We start from the raw sequence: 19,549 nt of genomic DNA, 5'->3' as shown, positions 1-19,549 counted from the left end.
CATGACACTCTCGGTCAGTCGTTCGGCGGGGCCGGACCTCGACGCGATTCGGGCGGATTTCCCGATCCTGAACCGTGTCATGCGCGGCGGAAGCCGGCTGGCCTACCTGGATTCGGGTGCCACCTCGCAGCGTCCACTGCCGGTGCTCGACGCGGAGCGGGAGTTTCTACTGACCTCCAACGGCGCGGTGCACCGCGGGGCGCACCAGCTGATGGAGGAGGCCACCGACGCCTATGAGGACGGCCGGTCCGCGATCGCGCGCTTCGTCGGCGCCGAACCGGACGAGTTGGAGTTCACCAAGAACGCCACCGAGTCGCTGAACCTGGTGTCCTATGTGCTCGGCGACGACCGTTTCGAGGGGGCGGTCGGGCCCGGCGACGTCATCGTCACCACCGAACTGGAACACCACGCGAACCTGATTCCCTGGCAGGAGCTGGCGCGGCGCACCGGTGCGACGTTGCAGTGGTACGAGGTGACGCCCGACGGGCGCATCGACCTGGACTCGCTGCAACTCGACGAGCGCGTCAAAGTCGTTGCGTTCACCCATCACTCGAACGTGACCGGTGCGCTGGCGCCGGTGGACGAGCTGGTGTCGAGGGCCCGCGAGGTGGGTGCGCTCACCGTTCTGGACGCCTGCCAGTCGGTGCCGCACCAGCCGGTCGACTTCCACGGATTGGGTGTGGACTTCGCGGCGTTCTCGGGTCATAAGATGCTGGGGCCCAACGGGATCGGGGTGTTGTACGGCCGGCGGGAGCTTTTGGCGACGTTGCCGCCATTCCTCACCGGCGGATCGATGATCGAGACGGTCACGATGGCTTCGAGCACCTATGCGCCGGCACCGCAACGTTTCGAGGCAGGCACGCCGATGACCTCGCAGGTCGTCGGGTTGGCCGCGGCCGCCCGCTACCTCGATGCGATCGGCATGGACGTGGTGGCAGCCCATGAGCGTGAACTGGTGGCCGCCACCCTCGAGGGACTCGCCGGCATCCCCGGGGTGCACATCGTGGGGCCCACCACCATGATCGACCGGGGCTCGCCGGTGTCGTTCGTCATCGACGGGGTGCACGCGCACGACGTCGGTCAGGTGCTCGACGATGACGGTGTCGCGGTCCGGGTGGGCCATCACTGCGCAATGCCGTTGCACCGCAAGTTCAATGTGGCTGCCACCGCCCGAGCCTCGTTCGCGGTGTACAACACCCACGAGGAGGTGGAGCGCCTGCTGGCGGGTGTTCGCCGGGCCGTGGAATTCTTCTCCGGGAGCGTGAGCGATGCGTCTTGAGCAGTTCTATCAAGAGGTGATCCTCGATCACTACAAGCATCCGCAGCATCGCGGGCTGCGAGAGCCCTATGGCGCGCAGGTGCACCACGTCAACCCCACCTGCGGTGACGAACTGACCCTGCGGGTGGCGCTGTCGCCCGACGGCACGCAGATCGCCGATGTCTCCTATGACGGCCAGGGGTGCTCGATCTCGCAGGCGGCGACCTCGGTGCTGGCCACCCAGGTGATCGGTGTGCCGGTGGAGCAGGCCTTGACGACATTCGATGCATTCCACGAAATGGTCTCCTCACGGGGCACTGTGGAAGGCGACGAGGAGGTGCTCGGCGACGGCATCGCGTTCGCCGGGGTGGCCAAGTACCCGGCCCGGGTCAAGTGCGCGCTGCTCGGCTGGATGGCATTCAAAGATGCGTTGGCGCAGGCACTCGCGAAGACAGAGGAACCAACGCTGGCATCAGTCAGTGGGACAACCCAGGAGATGAATCGATGAGCGAATTGGGACCGGAAGAGCTGCTCGCCGAAGTCGAGGAATCGATGCACGACGTCATCGACCCCGAGATCGGCATCAACGTGATGGACCTGGGCCTGGTGTATGACCTGTCGATCCGGCAGGACGAGGACGGTGCGGCCGCGGTCGTCACCATGACCCTCACCTCGCCGGCCTGCCCGCTGCAGGACATGATCGCCGAGCAGGTCGAGAACGCCACCGTGGGCGCCGGTCTGGTCAAGAAGGTCGACCTGTCCTGGGTCTGGGAGCCGGCTTGGGGACCGGACAAGATCACCGATGAGGGCCGCGAAATGATGCGCGCAGTCGGTTTCACGGTCTGACCGTGCCGGCATCCGAGTTCTGGCTCTGCCGGACCTGCGGTGTCGAACACGAGGCGACACCGCAGGTGTGCGCCATCTGCGCCGATGACCGGCAATGGGTGCCGCCGGACGGCCAGCGCTGGGCCACCTTGGACGCTTTGGCCGCTGAAGGCATGCAGTCCTACGCCTTTGAACTGGAACCCGGGCTGATCGGGATCGGCAGCAATCCGCCGCTGGGTATCGGTCAACTGGGCAAGCTGGTGTGCACGCCCAGCGGCAACATGCTCTGGGATCCCTCGGGATTCTTCGATGACGCCGCGGTCGCCGCAGCGCTCGAGCACGGTCCGGTGCTCGGCGTCGTCGCCAGCCACCCGCACATGTTCGGCGCCCAGGTGGAATGGGGCCGACGACTCGGCGGGGTACCGGTGTACGTCAACGCCGCGGACAGAGAATGGGTGATGCGTCCGGACCCGGCGATCCGGTACTGGTCCGGGCTGCTGGAGCTCGCGCCCGGCTTGACCGCGATTCAGGTCGGCGGCCACTTTCCGGGCAGCTGTGTAGCGTGCTGGGACGCCGGTGCCGACAGGCGCGGGGTGCTGCTGGTCGGCGACACCGTCTTCCCGAACCCCGACCGGCGCACGGTGGCCTTCCTGCGCAGCTATCCGAATCGGATTCCGTTGTCGGCGGCTGTCGCCCAGCGGATGGCTGCAACGTTGGAGGAGTTGCGCTTCGACCGAATGTACGGGTTGCACACCAACACCATCGACACCGATGCGGTGGCCGCGGTCAGGTTCTCGGCGGACCGTCACGCAGCGTGGGCGCGCGGCGATCACGACGACCTCACCTAGCGCGGGACCGGTCAGCGTTGTCATGTGTCCCGGCCGGCAGCCCGGGAGACGGGCGCTGCCATACTCGTCGCGTGACTGTGACGGAAAACGAGCGGACACGGTGACGACGAGCAGGCGACGGTTTATGGCCGGGATGGCGGCCGCGGCGGCGGGCACAGCTGTTGGCGGGCTCGCGGCGTGCGGATCGCGGGGGCCGGGGGCCGACACCATTTTCATCGGTGGCCCGGTGGTGACGGTGGCGCCGGGCGCTCCGGAGGCCGAGGCGCTCGCGGTCACCGCTGGCCGGATCAGCCAGGTCGGCACCGCCGACGAGGTGCTACGACTGCGGGGCTCGGGGACCACCGTCGTCGACTTGCGCGGCCGGGCGCTGCTGCCGGCATTCGTGGAGCCGCATGGTCATCCCTTCGAGATGGGCTCCACCCTGGCTCCGCCGGCCATCGATGTGCGTCCCTTCACCGTCCCCACCGCCAGCGGGGTGTTCGCGAAGCTGGCCGAGGCCGTGGCGGACACGCCCAAGGGCCAGCCGATTCTGCTCAACGGGGTGGATCCGCTGCTGCAGACCGGCCTGCAGCCCTTCACCCGCAACGAACTGTCCCGGCTCGCGCCGAACAACCCCGTGGTGATCATTTCCAACAGCGGCCACGCCGCCTACGGCAACACCGCCGCATTCACCGCGGCCGGCATCACCAAGACCACCCCAAACCCGGCCGGGGCGCAGTACATCCACGGGCCCGACGGCCAGCTGACCGGCGAGGTGCGTGAGGCGGGGGCGGTGATGACGCTGGTGGCGCCCTTCTCCGGTGCGATCATGGCCAACGCCGGCGACAATCTGCGCTGGGCCTACTCCCAACTCGCCCGCGCGGGAATCGCCACCGCCACCGAGCATTCCTATGACGCGCGTGCGCAATCCGAGGTGTTCGGCAAGCTCGCTCAGCAGGCCGACTGTGCGGTGCGGGTCCGTGCCTACGAGATCGGCACCGCAGACCTGGCCGCGGACCCCAAGAATGTTCGTGGCAAGCGGGCCCGCGCCGACGTCCTGTTCGACAAGATCGGGATGAAGATGTGGGCGGACGGTTCGCCCTGGCAGGGCAACATCTTCACCACCTTCCCGTATCTGAGCAACGCCACCACCGCGGGCATGGGCCTGGGGCCCGACCACCGCGGCCGGATGAACTACTCGCCCGAACAGATCCAGGAGCTGACCAAGGCCTTCGTCGATCAGCATTGGCAGGTCTCCTGCCACGTCCACGGTGATGCCGCGATCGACGTGGTGCTGGACGCCTTCGAACAGGCACGCACGCCCCCGGCGCTGCGACCCCGGATCGAACACGTCGGGGCCATGCGACCCGATCAATTCGCGCGGGCCGCGCAGCTGGGAATCACCCCCAGCCTGTTCATCGAACACATCTATTACTGGGGAGATGTGTTGGTGGACAAGCTGTTCGGTCCCGACCACGGCTCGCGCTGGATGTCGGCGCGGTCGGCCCTGGACGCGGGGCTGCGCCTGTCGTTCCACAATGACGGCACCGTCACCCCGCCCAACCCGATCGGCAACATCGCCACCGCGGTGAACCGCATCGCCAAGGGCAGCGGCCGGGTGCTGGCACCCGAACAGCGCATCGGCGTGGATGCGGCGATCAAGGCGCAGACACTCAACGCCGCCTGGCAACTGCGGCTGGACACCGAGATCGGCAGCCTGGAGCCCGGCAAGTACGCCGATCTGGTCGTGCTGTCGCACAACCCTCGCCGGGTGCCGCCGGCCGAGCTGCGTGACGTGGCCGTGGAGGCCACCTACTTGATGGGCCGGCAGACCTACGGGAAGGTGCTGGGGTAGCGGTTACGGTGCCGCCGAGGCCCGCTACGCGGGCGGCTCGGGGCAGTTGCCGTCGCCGGCCCACACGGTGACCCGGGCCGCCTGCAGCACGCCGTCGCCGTCCGTGGTCCCGCCGGCGGCGACGCACTTGCCGGCGCTGATCGACGGTGCGCTGACAGTGACCATCCGGCGGAAGTGGGTGCTGTCGTTGACCGTGACCGTGGTCGGCCCGGACGGGCCACTGATGGTGAGGGTGTCACCGGAGACCGACTCGACCACGCCGCGCACGCCACGGTGCGGCTTCGGGGGCGCCGGGGCGTCGGCCGCCGCGGCGGGTCGCTGCGGGCACTTGCCGTCGACCGTGGTGCTGATCGCCACGAACTTCGCGGTGATGGCGCCGCTGTCGGCGGGGGCGCTGTCGCCAGTGGCGCCGGCCTTGATGCAGGTTCCGGCGGTGATCTCGGCGCGTTGTGCGGGTACCGACTCGAAGATCCGCGTGCCGTCGGTCATGGCCACCGTGGTGGTGCCGGAGGAGCGGGCCACCTCGAAGGTGTTACCCGACACCGAGGAGACCGAACCCATCACGTGGTCGCCCTGGGCGTGTGCCAATGCCGGGACGAACAACCCGGCCGCGAACAGTGCCGTCACTCCGGTCAGTGCGCGGATCGTCTGGGTGGGTGTGCTCGGGCGGGGGGACATCGGCAGTCTCCGTTCGTTGATATCGGCGGCGACGGGTGCCGCCGGCCGGTGCTACCACCGTCGATGGTCGAGTTAGTGGACAGCTAGCTTCCAGCTGTGAGCCCGCTGTGTAGACCACTCGGCCGGCACCCGGGAACACCGCGGCGTATCCGGGCGTTAGGCCAATCATGGCAACTCAAGACCTCACCGCAGCGAAATTCGAAGAAACCATCGCCGACAACGACATCGTGCTCGTCGACTTCTGGGCGTCCTGGTGCGGGCCGTGCCGATCGTTCGCGCCGACGTTTGCGGCAGCCTCCGAGAAACACCCTGACGTGGTGTTCGCCAAGGTCGACACCGAAGCCGAGCAGCAGTTGGCCGCCGCGGCCCAGATCCGGTCCATTCCCACCCTGATGGCCTTCAAGAAGGGCACGCTGGTGTTCAACCAGGCCGGTGCGCTGCCCGCTCCGGCGTTGGAGAACCTGGTCCAGCAGGTCAAAGATCTCGATGTCGAGGCGGCGTTGGCCGAGCAGGCCGCTGCGGGTAAGCCCGACCAGGTCTGAGGGCACGCACGCGATAGCGTGCATCCGTGTCTTCCGAATCCGAATTCATCCTGGTCGAACGTCCCCGTCCGCACGTCGCGCTGATCACGCTGAACCGCCCGGAGCGGATGAACTCCATGGCGTTCGACGTCATGGTTCCGCTACGCGATGCGCTGGCCGAAATCAGCTACGACAACTCGGTGCGGGTGGTGGTGCTCACCGGGGCGGGCCGAGGGTTCTCCTCGGGCGCCGACCACAAGTCCGCGGGTTCGGTGCCGCACGTGGCCGGGCTGACCCGCCCCACCTTCGGCCTGCGCTCGATGGAACTGCTCGACGACATCATCCTGGGGCTGCGGCGACTGCACCAGCCGGTGATCGCCGCCGTCAACGGGGCGGCCATCGGTGGCGGGCTGTGCCTGGCGCTGGCGGCCGACATCCGGATCGCCGCGTCCGGGGCCTACTTTCGGGCGGCCGGCATCAACAACGGGCTGACCGCCAGTGAGCTGGGGCTGAGCTACCTGTTGCCCCGGGCGATCGGGGCGTCGCGAGCGTTCGAGATCATGCTCACCGGCCGCGACGTCGATGCCACCGAGGCCGAGCGAATCGGCCTGGTCTCGCGGGTGGTGGAGCAGCCGGACCTGCTGGACACCTGCTACGACATGGCCGAGCGGATCGCCGGTTTCTCTCGCCCCGGGGCCGAATTGACCAAGCGGACGCTCTGGAGCGGACTCGACGCCGGTAGTCTGGAGGGGCACATGCAGGCCGAGGGGCTCGGACAGCTCTACGTGCGCCTGCTGACCAGCAACTTCGAGGAAGCCGTCGCTGCGCGCGCCGAGAAGCGCCCACCGGCCTTCACTGACGATAAGTAGCACCACGACAGGAGTACGCGCGCGTGATTACCGCAACGGGCCTGGAGGTCCGCGCCGGAGCGCGCACCCTGCTCGACTCGGTGGACTCGGTGCTGCGGGTACAGCCCGGAGACCGGATCGGCCTGGTCGGCCGCAACGGCGCCGGCAAGACCACCACGCTGCGCATCCTGGCCGGTGAAGGCGAGCCGTATGCGGGCACCATCACCCGCACCGGCGAGGTCGGCTACCTGCCGCAGGACCCCCGGGAAGGCAACCTCGATGTGCTGGCTCGCGACCGGGTGCTCTCGGCGCGCGGCCTGGACACGATCCTGACCGACCTGGAGAAGCAGCAGGTGCTGATGGCCGAGGTCGTCGACGACACCGAGCGCGACCGGGCCATCCGTCGCTACGGCCAACTCGAAGAGCGATTCGCCGCATTGGGTGGCTACGCCGCCGAGAGTGAGGCGGGCCGGATCTGCACCAGCCTGGGCCTGCCCGATCGGGTGCTGACGCAGCCGCTGCGGACCCTGTCCGGCGGGCAGCGCCGCCGGGTGGAGCTGGCCCGGATCCTGTTCGCCGCAGGCGAGGGCGGCGCTGGAGGCGCCGGTTCGGGCACCACCCTGCTGCTCGACGAACCGACCAACCACCTCGACGCGGATTCGATCGGCTGGCTGCGTGACTTCCTGAAAAACCACAGCGGGGGACTGGTCCTGATCAGCCACGACGTGGACCTGTTGGCCGACGTGGTCAACCGGGTGTGGTTCCTGGACGCGGTGCGCGGCGAGGCCGACGTGTACAACATGGGCTGGAAGAAATACCTCGACGCCCGTGCCACCGATGAACAGCGTCGCCGCCGGGAGCGCGCCAATGCCGAACGCAAAGCTGGAGCACTGCGCGCCCAGGCTGCGAAGATGGGTGCCAAGGCGACCAAAGCTGTTGCGGCGCAGAACATGCTGCGTCGCGCTGAGCGGATGATGGCCGAACTCGACGACGAGCGGGTCGCCGACAAGGTCGCCAAGATCAAGTTCCCGACCCCGTCGGCGTGCGGGAAAACCCCGCTGATGGCGTCCGGGCTGACCAAGATGTATGGCTCGCTGGAGATCTTCACCGGCGTCGACCTGGCCATCGACCGGGGCTCACGCGTGGTGGTGCTGGGCCTCAACGGCGCCGGCAAGACCACCCTGCTGCGGCTGCTCGCCGGCGTCGAGACCCCCGACGCCGGTCAGCTGGAGCCCGGCCACGGTTGCAAGATCGGCTATTTCGCCCAGGAACACGACACCATCGACAACGCTGCGACGGTGTGGGAGAACACCGTTCATGCGGCCCCCGACACCTCCGAGCAGGATCTGCGCGGACTGCTGGGCGCCTTCATGTTCACCGGGCCGCAGCTGGAGCAACCGGCCGGCACGCTGTCCGGCGGTGAGAAGACCCGGCTGGCGCTGGCCGGCCTGGTGGCATCCACCGCGAATGTGTTGTTGCTCGACGAACCGACCAACAACCTCGACCCGGCCTCGCGCGAGCAGGTACTCGACGCGCTGCGCAGCTATGCCGGCGCGGTGGTGCTGGTGACCCACGACCCGGGCGCGGCCGAGGCACTTGATCCCCAGCGAGTGGTGTTGCTGCCCGACGGCACCGAAGACCACTGGTCGGCGGACTATCGCGACCTGATCGAGCTGGCCTAGCAAGCGAGGCGGAGCCAGGCCCGGAGGCCCCGCTGTCCCGATTCCCCTGTATTTCAGCCAAACCCGCCCGATCGCCTCATCGGCTTCCTACGCTGAAGCCGTCAAGGCGGCGAGGGGATGGTGAGGGGACGTGGCGACGACGACGAAACCGAACAAGCAACGCGATCGTCAGCTGGTCGAGTTGCGCAGCGCCTATGAGGGCGGGGCGAGCATCCGGACTTTGGCGGCGTCGACCGGCCGATCGTACGGATCCGTGCACAGCATGCTGCGCGAGTCGGGAGCGGCGATGCGCAGCCGCGGTGGGCCCAATCACCGCACCCGATCGCGTTAGCGCAACTCCTGGCATCTCGCCGAACGTGTACTCAGGGCGAGATTTTGGCGAGAAATCCGTCCTGAGTACACGATCGGTGCAAAAGTTGCCCTCTAGTGCGGCGAAATCAGCTCTGCCGCACCGAATCCTCGACCAGGTCGAGGACAGCCGACAGTCGCTGCGGATCTTCGCCGGACGCCAGTCGCGCGACCAGGCCGTCGAGCACGAGATCCAGATAGCAGTGCAACACCTCAGCGGGGACATCGTCGCGCAGCCGTCCGGCCCGCTTCTGGCGGCGCAGCCGATCCACTGTGGCAGCGGTCAATTCGGCTGACCGCTCCGCCCAGCCGCGGCTGAACTCCGGATCGTGGCGCAGTTTGCGGGCGATCTCCAGCCGGGTGGCCAGCCAGTCGAACTGCTCTGGTGCGGCCAGCATGTCCCGCATCACGCCGATCAGGCCCTCGCGCGAGGCAACATCAGCCATCCGCTCCGCATCCTCGCGGGCCAGCTCGAAGAACAGCGTGTCCTTATCGCGGAAATGATGGAAGATCGCCCCGCGCGACAGCCCGATCATCTGCTCCAGTCGCCGCACCGTCGCCTGGTCGTAGCCGTAGGCGGCGAAGCAGCGCCGCGCGCCATCGAGGATCTGGCGGCGCCGGGCCGCCAGATGATCCTCGCTGACCCTGGGCATCAGGTGATCGCTGTCTAGGCGGTCTTGGACGACTTCAGCATGTTGCGCAGCACGTACTGCAGGATGCCGCCGTTGCGGTAGTAGTCGGCCTCACCGGGTGTGTCGATGCGCACCACCGCGTCGAACTCGACCGTCTCTCCACTTTCCTTGGTGGCGGTGACCTTGACCGTCTTCGGCGTCTTGCCGGCGTTGAGTTCTTCGACACCGACGATGTCGAAGGTCTCGGTGCCGTCCAGGCCCAGCGTCTTGGCGGTCTCGCCGGCCGGGAACTGCAGCGGGATCACGCCCATACCGATCAGGTTCGAACGGTGGATGCGCTCGAAGGACTCGGTGATGACGGCCTTGACTCCCAGCAGCGTGGTGCCCTTGGCCGCCCAGTCACGCGACGAGCCGGAGCCGTATTCCTTGCCGCCCAGCACGACCAGCGGGATGCCGGCCTTCTGGTAGTTCATGCAGGCGTTGTAGATGAACTCCTGCGGGCCACCCTCCTGGGTGAAGTCCCGGGTGTAGCCGCCCTGGGTGCCTTCGAGGCCGATGGTGTCCAGCACCCGGTTCTGCAGGCGGATATTGGCGAAGGTGCCGCGGACCATGACCTCGTGGTTACCGCGACGGCTGCCCAGCGAGTTGTAGTCCTTGCGCGCCACACCGTGGGCGTCCAGGTAGTCCGCCGCCGGGGTACCGGGCTTGATCGGGCCGGCCGGGCTGATGTGGTCGGTGGTGACCGAGTCGCCCAACAACGCCATCACCCGAGCGCCCTTGATGTCGGAGACCGGCTCGGGCTCCATTCCCATGCCGTCGAAGTACGGGGCCTTGCGCACGTAGGTCGACGCCTCGTCCCAGGCGAAGGTGTCACCGTCCGGGGTCGGCAGGTTTCGCCAGTTCTCGTCGCCCTTGAACACGTCGGCGTAGGACTTGCGGAACATGTCCTGGTTGATCGCGGACTTGATGGTGTCGTCGATCTCCTGGGCCGACGGCCAGATGTCGCGCAGGAAGACGTCGTTGCCGTCGGTGTCCTTGCCCAGGGAATCGGTTTCGAAGTCGAAGTCCATGGTGCCGGCCAGTGCGTAGGCGATCACCAGCGGCGGGGAGGCCAGGTAGTTCATCTTGACGTCGGGGGAGATGCGGCCCTCGAAGTTGCGGTTACCCGAGAGCACCGCGGTGACGGTCAGGTCTTCCTCGTTGACCGCCTTGGAGATCTCCTCGGGCAGCGGGCCGGTGTTACCGATACAGGTGGTGCAGCCGTAACCGCCCAGGTAGAAGCCGAGCTTCTCCAGGTAGGGCCACAGGCCGGCCTTCTCGTAGTAGTCGGTGACGACCTGGCTGCCCGGGGCCATGTTGGTCTTCACCCACGGCTTGGACGACAGGCCCTTCTCGACGGCGTTGCGGGCCAGCAGGGCCGCGCCGATCATCACCGACGGGTTGGAGGTGTTGGTGCACGAGGTGATACCCGCGACCGCGACGGCACCGTGGTCGAGGATGAACTCGCCGCGCTCGCCCTTGACGCGGATCGGCTTGCTCGGCCGGCCGTCGGAGCCGTTGGCGGCGGACTGCACGTTTACCGCACCGTCGTCGGCGAAGCTCAGCTTGGCCGGGTCGGAGGCCGGGAACGACTCCTCAATGGCTTCGTCGAGCTGGGTGTGCGGCGTCGGGAGCTGCTCTTCGACGTAGTTGTGGATGTCCTTGCGGAAGGCGATCTTGCTCTCCGACAACAGGATCCGGTCCTGAGGACGCTTCGGTCCGGCGATCGACGGGACCACGGTGGACAGGTCCAGCTCCAGGTACTCGGAGAAGGCCGGCTCGCGGTCCGGGTTGTGCCACATGCCCTGGGTCTTCGCGTAGGCCTCGACCAGCGCGAGCTGCTCGTCGGTGCGGCCGGTCAGGCGCAGGTAGTTGATGGTCTCTTCGTCGATCGGGAAGATCGCGCAGGTCGAGCCGAACTCGGGGCTCATGTTGCCCAGGGTGGCGCGGTTGGCCAGCGGGACCTCGGCCACGCCCTTGCCGTAGAACTCGACGAACTTGCCGACCACGCCGTGCTTGCGCAGCATGTCGGTGACGGTGAGCACCACGTCGGTGGCGGTGACGCCCGGCTGGATCTCGCCGGTCAGCTTGAAGCCGACGACCCGAGGGATCAGCATCGACACCGGCTGGCCCAGCATGGCCGCCTCGGCCTCGATACCGCCGACGCCCCAGCCCAGCACGCCCAGGCCGTTCTGCATGGTGGTGTGGCTGTCGGTGCCCACACAGGTGTCGGGGTAGGCCTGGCCGTTACGGACCATCACGGTGCGGGCCAGGTACTCGATGTTGACCTGGTGCACGATGCCGGTGCCCGGCGGGACGACCTTGAAGTCGTCGAAAGCGCCTTGGCCCCAACGCAGGAACTGGTAGCGCTCGGCGTTGCGCTGGTACTCCAGCTCGACGTTGCGCTCGAACGCGTCGGCGGTGCCGAAGACGTCGAGGATGACGGAGTGGTCGATGACCATCTCGGCGGGCGAGAGCGGGTTGACCTTGTTGGGGTCGCCGCCCAGGGCGGTGACGGCCTCACGCATGGTGGCCAGGTCGACGACGCAGGGCACACCGGTGAAGTCCTGCATGATCACCCGCGCCGGGGTGAACTGGATCTCGATGCTCGGCTCGGCGGACGGGTCCCAGTTGGCGATCGCGTTGATGTGATCTTTGGTGATGTTCGCGCCGTCCTCGGTGCGCAGCAGGTTCTCGGCCAGCACCTTGAGGCTGTAGGGGAGCTTCTCGGTGCCGGGGACGGCATCGAGGCGGAAGATCTCATAGTTCTTCTCACCCACGGTCAGGGTGTCGCGGGCTCCGAACGAATTCACCGAATCTGTGCTGGTCACTTCAACTCCCGAGATCGAGTTCTCATCCATCGACGGGTCCGCGCCGACGGGCGACATAACCCTAACAGTACGATTGTCCTGTATAAAGTAAGGTTCACCTCACTTGGCCGGGGTTGATACCGTCATCAACCGTGACGATCCAGCACCCGCCGGCCTACATTCCCGGCGAGCTCTGCATCACTGTCGGCCTCGATCCGGCCACCCCGCCCGACGACTGCATGGCGTTGGTCAAGGTCGCTGTCGCCGTCGACGGGGTGAGCGCGCCGGCGGCCGATGTGCCGGCGCTGCGCGAGGTGGTGGCCCAGGCCGGCCGCGACGGCATCGACCTCAAGATCGTCGAGGTCGCCCGAAACCCCGGGATGGACACCGCGCTGCGTGACGTCGCCACCGTGGTCGGCTACGACTATCCGGATTCGACCGTCCTGGTCGTCAGTACGAACTATGTCGGCAGCTATAGCGGCCAGTTTCACCGGTCCAAGCTGGAGGCGGCCGAGGATCACGCCAAAACCGGCGATCCGGTGACCTCGGCGCAGAATTTCCTGCACGAATTGAACACGCCGGATCTGCCCTGGACGGGCCTGACCGTGGCGCTGCTGGTCGGGGTGGCGGCGGCGGCCGTCGGCACCCGCTTCCTGCAGCGACGCAGCAAACGTGCTGCCGTGCGTTCCGACGTCGCGAACTAGCGGCCTTACCTCCGAAAACCCGGAAAGTGGGCGATCAATTGTCGCCCAGTTGTGGGCTGCCGCAAATAATTAGGTCACCGAATGGTCACAAGCGGCTTAATTACACAAACGTAGTTTGTTACGAACGTTTCTCCAGTGACTGATGTGACGTATGGTCTCAAAAGGCGCAGCTGTTGTATCTGTTGTTTCTGTGCTTTTGCCACCGGCCGAAGCGCGGCGCCGCCTGCTGAGAGTCCGAGGAGATCCAAGCCGAATGAGACGCATGCGCTGTGGCTCCGATGGCTCTGTTTTCCGACTGGCGACCCGGTTGGCCCAACCCGCGACGGTGTCGGTGCTCAGCGCCGCGATGCTGCTGGGCACCCCGGGACTGGCGACGGCCCTGCCCGGGCAGGACCCCGATGGCATCGCCGCGCTGATCGCCGACGTAGCCGACGCCAACCAGCAGCTGCAGGACCTGGGCGCGCAGATCGCCGAGGAGAAGGAAGGGGTCAACAAGGCCCTGGTGGATCTGCAGACCGCGCGCGAGGACGCAGCCGCCGCCCAGCATGAGGTGGAGGCGGGCCGGCAGGCGATCGTCGACGCCGATGCTGCGATCGCCGTCGCACAGCGCAGGTTCAACACCTTCGCCGCGTCGACCTACGTCAACGGGCCCTCGGACAGTTACCTGACCGCGGCCAACCCCTCGGACATGATCGCCACGGCTGCGGCCGGGCAAACCTTGGCGCTCTCCTCCCAGCAGGCGCTGGACGGGCTCAAGCGGGCCCGCACCGAACAGCTGAACAAGGAGTCGGCCGCCCGGTGGGCCAAGCAGAAGGCCGACCAGGCCGTCGCCGACGCACAGTCGAGCCAGGACGCCGCGGTGGCCGCGCTCACCGATACCCAGCGCAAGTTCGGCGAACAACAGGGCGAGATCGACCGGCTGGCCGCACGACGCAACGAGGCGCAGGCCAAACTCGCCGCTGCCCGCGGCCACGATCAGCCCCAGCAGGGGCAAGCACCGCCCGGTCCCGCAGGCGGTGATCGGTGGGGGAATCCGACTGGACCCGCCGCCGGTCCGGTGGCCGCCAAGGAGCCCGCGAAGTGGGACGGTCCCTGGGACCCGACCCTGCCGATGATCCCCAGCGCCGACGTCCCCGGCGACCCGATCGCCGTCATCAACCAGGTGCTCGGGATCTCCCAGACCTCCGCGCAGGTGACGGCGAATCTCGGCCAGAAGTTCCTGCAGTCGATCGGGCTGGCCCGCCCCGACGACACCGGTATCAACAACGGCAAGATTCCGCGGGTCTACGGCAGGCAGGCCTCCGAATACGTGATCCGGCGTGCCCTTTCGCAGCGCGGCGTGCCCTACTCGTGGGGCGGGGGCACCGCTGCGGGGCCCGGCCGCGGGATCGGCTCCGGTTCGGGCACCGTCGGATTCGACTGCTCCGGGCTGATCCTCTACGCCTTCGCCGGGGTCGGCATCAAGCTGCCGCACTACTCGGGTTCGCAGTACAAGATGGGGCGCCAGATCCCGTCGGCAATGGCGCGTCGCGGCGACGTCATCTTCTACGGACCCGGTGGTAGTCAGCACGTGACGCTCTACCTCGGCAACGGTCTGATGCTGGAGGCCCCGGACGTGGGCCAAACGGTGAAAGTGTCACCGGTGCGCAAGAGCGGCATGACGCCTTACGTAGTCCGATACATCGAATACTGACGGCGGTGCAATGCAACTGAGTTCATTACGTCTTTCGCGCCTCATCGGGTCGCTGCTGGTGGCGATCCCGGTGATGGTGGGCCTGGCCGGACCGGCCGAGGCGGACCCGGGGTGGGACCCCACCCTGCCGGCGACGATCAGCGCCGGGGCGCCCGGTGACCCGCTGGCGATCGCCAACGCGTCGCTGCAGGCCACCGCCAATGCCACCCAGACCACGATGGACCTGGGCCGCAAGTTCCTGTCCGGCCTCGGGTTCAACGTGGGCGATGAAGCCGCCGGCAACGTGTCACCCGGCCAGCGGGTGCACGGCAAGCAGGCCATCGAGTACGTGATCCGTCGCGGTGGCGCGCAGATGGGCGTGCCCTACTCCTGGGGCGGCGGTTCGCTGACCGGTCCCAGCAAGGGTGTCGACTCCGGCGCGGGCACGGTCGGTTTCGACTGCTCGGGCCTGATGCGTTACGCCTTCGCCGGCGTCGGCGTGCTGATCCCGCGATTCTCCGGTGACCAGTACAACGCCGGCCGGCACATTCCGCCCAATCAGGCCCGCCGCGGCGACCTGATGTTCTACGGCCCCGGCGGTGGCCAGCACGTCACCATGTACCTGGGCGGCGGCAAGATGCTGGAGGCCTCGGGCAGTGCCGGGAAGGTAGTCGTCAGCCCGGTGCGGACGTCGGGGATGACGCCGTATCTGACCCGGATCATTGAGTACTGACGCATTCGGGACGGGCCTTACGTCGACGGATGCTGCTAACCCTGGAATAGTGAAACGAGGGCACAACGCTGCCCCTCGGCCGTGCGCCGTGCAAGCAGTTGTGTCTGACCGACCTTTGTGGAGGATTTGTCGATGACGTCATCGGATGGGACGCCCGCGGGCGCCAGCGGTTTCCCCGGCTCGGCCGGTGCCGAGACAGGCACAGTCGGCGGTAGCGGGCTCGCCGCCGACGTACACGCGCTGGAGCGGGCCATCTTTGAGGTCAAGCGCGTCATCGTCGGCCAGGACCAGCTCGTCGAGCGCATCCTGGTCGGCCTGCTCGCCAAGGGCCACGTGCTGCTCGAAGGCGTGCCCGGCGTCGCCAAGACCCTGGCCGTGGAGACCTTCGCCAAGGTGGTCGGCGGGTCCTTCGCGCGCATCCAGTTCACCCCGGACCTGGTGCCGACCGACATCATCGGTACCCGCATCTACCGGCAGGGTCGCGAGGAATTCGACACCGAGCTCGGCCCGGTGATGACCAACTTCCTGCTGGCCGACGAGATCAACCGTGCACCGGCCAAGGTGCAGTCGGCTCTGCTGGAGGTCATGCAGGAGCGCAAGGTGTCCATCGGTGGCAAGAGCTTCGCGCTGCCCAACCCGTTCCTGGTGATGGCCACCCAGAACCCGATCGAGCACGAGGGCGTCTACCCGCTGCCCGAAGCGCAGCGCGACCGCTTCCTGTTCAAGATCAACGTCAGCTACCCGTCGCCCGAAGAAGAGCGCGAGATCATCTACCGGATGGGTGTCACCCCGCCGGAGCCCAAGCAGATCCTCGGCACCGGCGACCTGGTGCGACTGCAGACGCTGGCGGCCAACAACTTCGTGCACCACGCCCTGGTGGACTACGTCGTCCGGGTGATCACGGCCACGCGCCACCCTGAACAGTTCGGTATGCCGGACGTGAAGAACTGGCTGTCGTTCGGTGCGTCGCCGCGTGCCTCGCTGGGCATCATCTCCGCGTCCCGGGCACTGGCCCTGGTGCGGGGTCGCGACTACGTGATCCCGCAGGACGTCATCGAGGTGATCCCGGACGTGCTGCGGCACCGCCTGGTGCTGTCCTACGATGCCCTCGCCGACGAGATCACCCCGGAGATCGTCATCAACCGGGTGCTGCAGACGGTGCCGCTGCCTCAGGTGAACGCCGTTCCGCAGCAACAGCATTCGCCGGCACCGGGTGCCCCGACCGCGGCGGCAGTGGCCGGCGGTCGGTGAGCGACCCCGACACCGGGGCTGAATCGTCTCAGGCGCCCGGAACCAGTACCGCACCGCCGTCGATGCTGCGCGGAGGAATCCGCGACCCCAAGCTGGCCGCGGCGCTGCGGACCCTGGAGCTGACGGTCAAGCGCAAGCTCGACGGGGTGCTGCACGGGGACCATCTCGGCTTGATCCCCGGCCCGGGCTCCGAGCCCGGCGAGTCCCGGCTGTACCAGCCCGGCGATGACGTGCGTCGGATGGACTGGTCGGTCACGGCCCGCACCACCCATCCGCACGTCCGCCAGATGATCGCCGACCGCGAGCTGGAGACCTGGCTGGTGGTCGACATGTCGGCCAGCATGGATTTCGGCACCGCCACCTGCGAGAAGCGTGACCTGGCGGTGGCGGCGGCCTCGGCCATCGTCTACCTCAACAGCGGCGGCGGGAACCGGCTGGGCGCACTGGTAGCCAACGGTGAGCGCGTCGTGCGGGTCCCGGCCCGCTCCGGGCGCAACCACGAGCAGACCCTGCTGCGCACCATCGCCACCATTCCGCGGGCACCCGTCGGGGTGCGGGGCGACCTGGCGGCGGCCATCGACGCACTGCGCAGGCCCGAACGCCGGCGGGGGATGGCGGTCATCATCAGCGACTTCCTCGGACCGATCAACTGGATGCGCCCGCTGCGAGCGATCGCCGCCCGCCATGAGGTGCTGGGCATCGAAATCCTCGACCCGCGTGACGTCGAGTTGCCCGACGTCGGCGACGTGGTGCTGCAGGACACCGAATCCGGGATCACCCGCGAATTCACCATCGACGCCAAGCTGCGCGACGATTTCGCCCGGGCCGCGGTGGCCCACCGCGCCGACGTCGCGCGCGCGTTGCGCAGCTGCGGCGCGCCGATGCTGGGGTTGCGGACCGACCGGGACTGGATCGCCGACATCGTCCGATTCGTCGAGTCACGCCGGCGCGGCGCGCTGGCGGGGATGCCGTGAACTCGACCCGTAAACAGACAGGTCTGCTATGACATTGCCGCTGCTTGGGCCGATGACGCTGACGGGCTTCGCGCACCCGTGGTTCTTTCTGTTCCTGTTCGTGATCCTGGGCCTGGTCGCGCTCTACATCCTCATGCAGGTGGCGCGGCATCGGAGGATCCTGCGGTTCGCCAACATGGAGCTGCTGGAGAGCGTGGCGCCCAAATCGCCGACGCGCTGGCGGCACCTGTCGGCGATCCTGCTGATCACCTCTTTGCTGCTGTTCACCGTCGCGATGGCCGGCCCCACCCACGACGTCAGGATCCCGCGCAACCGCGCGGTGGTGATGCTGGTGATCGACGTCTCCCAGTCGATGCGGGCCACCGATGTGGCACCCAGCCGGCTGGCGGCCGCGCAGGAAGCCGGCAAGCAGTTCGCCGACGAATTGACCGCGGGAATCAACCTCGGCCTGATCGCCTATGCCGGCACCGCGACCGTGCTGACCTCGCCGACCACCAACCGCGACGCGACCAAGGCCGCGATCGACAAGCTGCAACTGGCGGACCGCACCGCTACCGGTGAGGGCATCTTCACCGCGTTGCAGGCGATCGCCACCGTGGGCGCCGTCATCGGCGGCGGCGACACCCCGCCACCGGCCCGCATCGTGCTGCTCTCGGACGGCAAAGAGACGGTGCCGTCCAACCCGGACAATCCCAAGGGGGCGTTCACCGCGGCCCGCACCGCCAAGGACCAGGGCGTGCCGGTCTCGACGATCTCGTTCGGCACGGCCTACGGCTACGTCGAGATCAACGAGCAGCGTCAGCCGGTGCCGGTCGACGACGATTCGCTGAAGAAGATCGCCGATCTGTCCGGCGGCAGTGCCTATACCGCCTCCAGCCTGGCCCAGCTCAAAGAGGTGTACTCCACGCTGCAGGACCAGATCGGCTTCGAGACCATTCGCGGCGACGCGAGCACCGGCTGGCTGCGGCTGGGGGCGTTCATCCTGGCGCTGGCGGGGTTGGCGGCGCTGCTGCTGAACCGCCGTCTGCCCGCCTAGGTCCCACCCCACCCGTTGACTCTGCGCTGGCGGCGCAAAAGTGCGAGTAGCCCGCGCCCTCAGCGCAGAGTCAACGTGTCGATTCGATAGGTTATGCCGGTGACAGACAGCGAAGCCCCCGCAGCAAAGCCCGCATTTGTGTCCCGTTCGGTCCTCGTCACCGGTGGAAACCGGGGCATCGGACTGGCGATCGCGCAGCGACTGGCCGCCGACGGCCACAAGGTGGCGGTGACGCACCGCGGGTCCGGTGCCCCCGAGGGATTGTTCGGGGTCGTGTGCGATGTCACCGACAACGACGCCGTCGATCGCGCCTTCACCCAGGTCGAGGAGCACCAGGGTCCGGTGGAGGTGCTGGTGGCCAACGCCGGCATCTCCAAAGACGCGTTCCTGATGCGGATGACCGAGGAGCGTTTCGAAGAGGTCATCAACGCCAACCTCACCGGCGCCTTCCGGGTCACCCAGCGGGCGTCGCGCAGTATGCAGCGCAAGCGCTTCGGCCGGATCATCTACATCGGATCGGTCTCGGGCATGTGGGGCATCGGCAACCAGGCCAACTACGCGGCCGCCAAGGCCGGCCTGATCGGCATGGCCCGCTCGATCTCGCGCGAGCTGTCCAAGGCCGGTGTCACCGCGAACGTCGTGGCACCCGGCTACATCGACACCGAGATGACCCGGGCCCTCGACGAGCGGATCCAAGAGGGCGCCCTGGACTTCATCCCGGCCAAGCGGGTGGGTACCGCCGAAGAGGTCGCCGGTGCGGTCAGCTTCCTGGCATCCGAGGACGCAAGCTACATCGCCGGTGCGGTCATCCCCGTCGACGGCGGCATGGGCATGGGCCACTAGCGACTCGTTCAGT

At 67.8% G+C, this 19,549-nt stretch carries 19 protein-coding genes; 16 read left to right on the top strand and 3 right to left on the bottom strand.

Annotated features, from left to right (window positions below):
* Position 1: 1 nt before the first annotated feature.
* The 5 genes from ACKY0W_RS11895 to ACKY0W_RS11875 all read left to right on the top strand — a co-directional run bounded on the left by ACKY0W_RS11895 (position 2) and on the right by ACKY0W_RS11875 (position 4,765).
* A complete protein-coding gene (locus ACKY0W_RS11895) occupies positions 2-1,279 on the top strand; it encodes a cysteine desulfurase (RefSeq protein ID WP_409434227.1) in 1,278 nt (425 codons plus the stop codon).
* Entirely contained in the window at positions 1,269-1,766 is a 498-nt protein-coding gene (sufU, locus tag ACKY0W_RS11890) for a Fe-S cluster assembly sulfur transfer protein SufU (RefSeq protein ID WP_409434226.1), read from the top strand. Before ACKY0W_RS11895 ends, sufU begins: the two co-directional genes overlap by 11 nt.
* Positions 1,763-2,104: a metal-sulfur cluster assembly factor gene (locus ACKY0W_RS11885; RefSeq protein WP_409434225.1), complete on the top strand. Its 342-nt coding sequence runs from the start codon at positions 1,763-1,765 to the stop codon at positions 2,102-2,104. Before sufU ends, ACKY0W_RS11885 begins: the two co-directional genes overlap by 4 nt.
* A 2-nt stretch (positions 2,105-2,106) precedes the next feature.
* The gene (locus ACKY0W_RS11880) at positions 2,107-2,931 is read left to right on the top strand and encodes an MBL fold metallo-hydrolase (protein ID WP_409434224.1); all 825 of its coding nucleotides are present in this window, start codon (positions 2,107-2,109) and stop codon (positions 2,929-2,931) included.
* 124 nt (positions 2,932-3,055) lie between these two features.
* Positions 3,056-4,765 (top strand): amidohydrolase, encoded by a 1,710-nt coding sequence (locus ACKY0W_RS11875; protein WP_409434223.1) that lies wholly within the window; start codon positions 3,056-3,058, stop codon positions 4,763-4,765.
* Between the two features lie 24 nt (positions 4,766-4,789).
* Here ACKY0W_RS11875 and ACKY0W_RS11870 read toward each other — a convergent pair whose 3' ends face one another.
* Complete coding sequence (locus tag ACKY0W_RS11870; RefSeq protein WP_409434222.1) at positions 4,790-5,443, bottom strand: DUF5666 domain-containing protein; 654 nt, start codon at positions 5,441-5,443, stop codon at positions 4,790-4,792.
* A gap of 167 nt (positions 5,444-5,610) precedes the next feature.
* Here ACKY0W_RS11870 and trxA point away from each other — a divergent pair, with 167 nt between their 5' ends.
* The 4 genes from trxA (at position 5,611) to ACKY0W_RS11850 (ending at position 8,825) form a co-directional block, all read left to right on the top strand.
* Complete coding sequence (gene trxA, locus ACKY0W_RS11865; protein WP_406759348.1) at positions 5,611-5,985, top strand: thioredoxin; 375 nt, start codon at positions 5,611-5,613, stop codon at positions 5,983-5,985.
* A gap of 26 nt (positions 5,986-6,011) precedes the next feature.
* Positions 6,012-6,833, top strand: a complete 822-nt coding sequence (locus ACKY0W_RS11860) for an enoyl-CoA hydratase (protein WP_409434221.1) — start codon at positions 6,012-6,014, stop codon at positions 6,831-6,833.
* A 23-nt stretch (positions 6,834-6,856) separates the two neighbouring features.
* The gene (locus tag ACKY0W_RS11855; RefSeq protein ID WP_409434220.1) at positions 6,857-8,494 is read left to right on the top strand and encodes an ABC-F family ATP-binding cassette domain-containing protein; all 1,638 of its coding nucleotides are present in this window, start codon (positions 6,857-6,859) and stop codon (positions 8,492-8,494) included.
* Positions 8,495-8,624: 130 nt separating this feature from the next.
* Positions 8,625-8,825, top strand: coding sequence for a helix-turn-helix domain-containing protein (locus ACKY0W_RS11850; protein WP_046282993.1), 201 nt, complete (start codon positions 8,625-8,627; stop codon positions 8,823-8,825).
* 106 nt (positions 8,826-8,931) lie between these two features.
* Here ACKY0W_RS11850 and ACKY0W_RS11845 read toward each other — a convergent pair whose 3' ends face one another.
* A complete protein-coding gene (locus tag ACKY0W_RS11845) occupies positions 8,932-9,495 on the bottom strand; it encodes a TetR/AcrR family transcriptional regulator (protein WP_409434219.1) in 564 nt (187 codons plus the stop codon).
* A 14-nt stretch (positions 9,496-9,509) separates the two neighbouring features.
* Positions 9,510-12,344 (bottom strand): aconitate hydratase AcnA, encoded by a 2,835-nt coding sequence (acnA, locus tag ACKY0W_RS11840; protein ID WP_409434218.1) that lies wholly within the window; start codon positions 12,342-12,344, stop codon positions 9,510-9,512.
* 176 nt (positions 12,345-12,520) lie between these two features.
* Between acnA and ACKY0W_RS11835 the strand changes: the two genes are divergently transcribed.
* The 7 genes from ACKY0W_RS11835 (at position 12,521) to fabG1 (ending at position 19,536) form a co-directional block, all read left to right on the top strand.
* The gene (locus tag ACKY0W_RS11835; protein WP_409437751.1) at positions 12,521-13,027 is read left to right on the top strand and encodes a DUF6676 family protein; all 507 of its coding nucleotides are present in this window, start codon (positions 12,521-12,523) and stop codon (positions 13,025-13,027) included.
* A 262-nt stretch (positions 13,028-13,289) separates the two neighbouring features.
* Positions 13,290-14,720, top strand: coding sequence for an NlpC/P60 family peptidoglycan endopeptidase RipA (gene ripA, locus ACKY0W_RS11830; RefSeq protein ID WP_409437750.1), 1,431 nt, complete (start codon positions 13,290-13,292; stop codon positions 14,718-14,720).
* 10 nt (positions 14,721-14,730) lie between these two features.
* On the top strand, positions 14,731-15,432 hold the full coding sequence (gene ripB / locus ACKY0W_RS11825) for an NlpC/P60 family peptidoglycan endopeptidase RipB (RefSeq protein WP_406759354.1): 702 nt from the start codon (positions 14,731-14,733) through the stop codon (positions 15,430-15,432).
* A 132-nt stretch (positions 15,433-15,564) separates the two neighbouring features.
* On the top strand, positions 15,565-16,683 hold the full coding sequence (locus tag ACKY0W_RS11820; RefSeq protein ID WP_409434217.1) for an AAA family ATPase: 1,119 nt from the start codon (positions 15,565-15,567) through the stop codon (positions 16,681-16,683).
* A 62-nt stretch (positions 16,684-16,745) separates the two neighbouring features.
* Complete coding sequence (locus tag ACKY0W_RS11815) at positions 16,746-17,657, top strand: DUF58 domain-containing protein (RefSeq protein WP_406759393.1); 912 nt, start codon at positions 16,746-16,748, stop codon at positions 17,655-17,657.
* Positions 17,658-17,685: 28 nt separating this feature from the next.
* Positions 17,686-18,693 carry a VWA domain-containing protein gene (locus ACKY0W_RS11810; RefSeq protein ID WP_409434216.1) on the top strand — a complete coding sequence of 336 codons (1,008 nt, stop codon included), beginning with the start codon at positions 17,686-17,688 and terminating at the stop codon, positions 18,691-18,693.
* Between the two features lie 99 nt (positions 18,694-18,792).
* Positions 18,793-19,536, top strand: a complete 744-nt coding sequence (gene fabG1, locus ACKY0W_RS11805; protein WP_409434215.1) for a 3-oxoacyl-ACP reductase FabG1 — start codon at positions 18,793-18,795, stop codon at positions 19,534-19,536.
* Positions 19,537-19,549: the final 13 nt, after the last annotated feature.

Origin of the sequence: Mycobacterium sp. SMC-14 (assembly GCF_046250075.1) — a bacterium.
GTDB lineage: Bacteria > Actinomycetota > Actinomycetes > Mycobacteriales > Mycobacteriaceae > Mycobacterium.
Note: the sequence above shows the minus strand (reverse complement) of the source record. Positions and strands in the feature narration are given on the sequence as shown.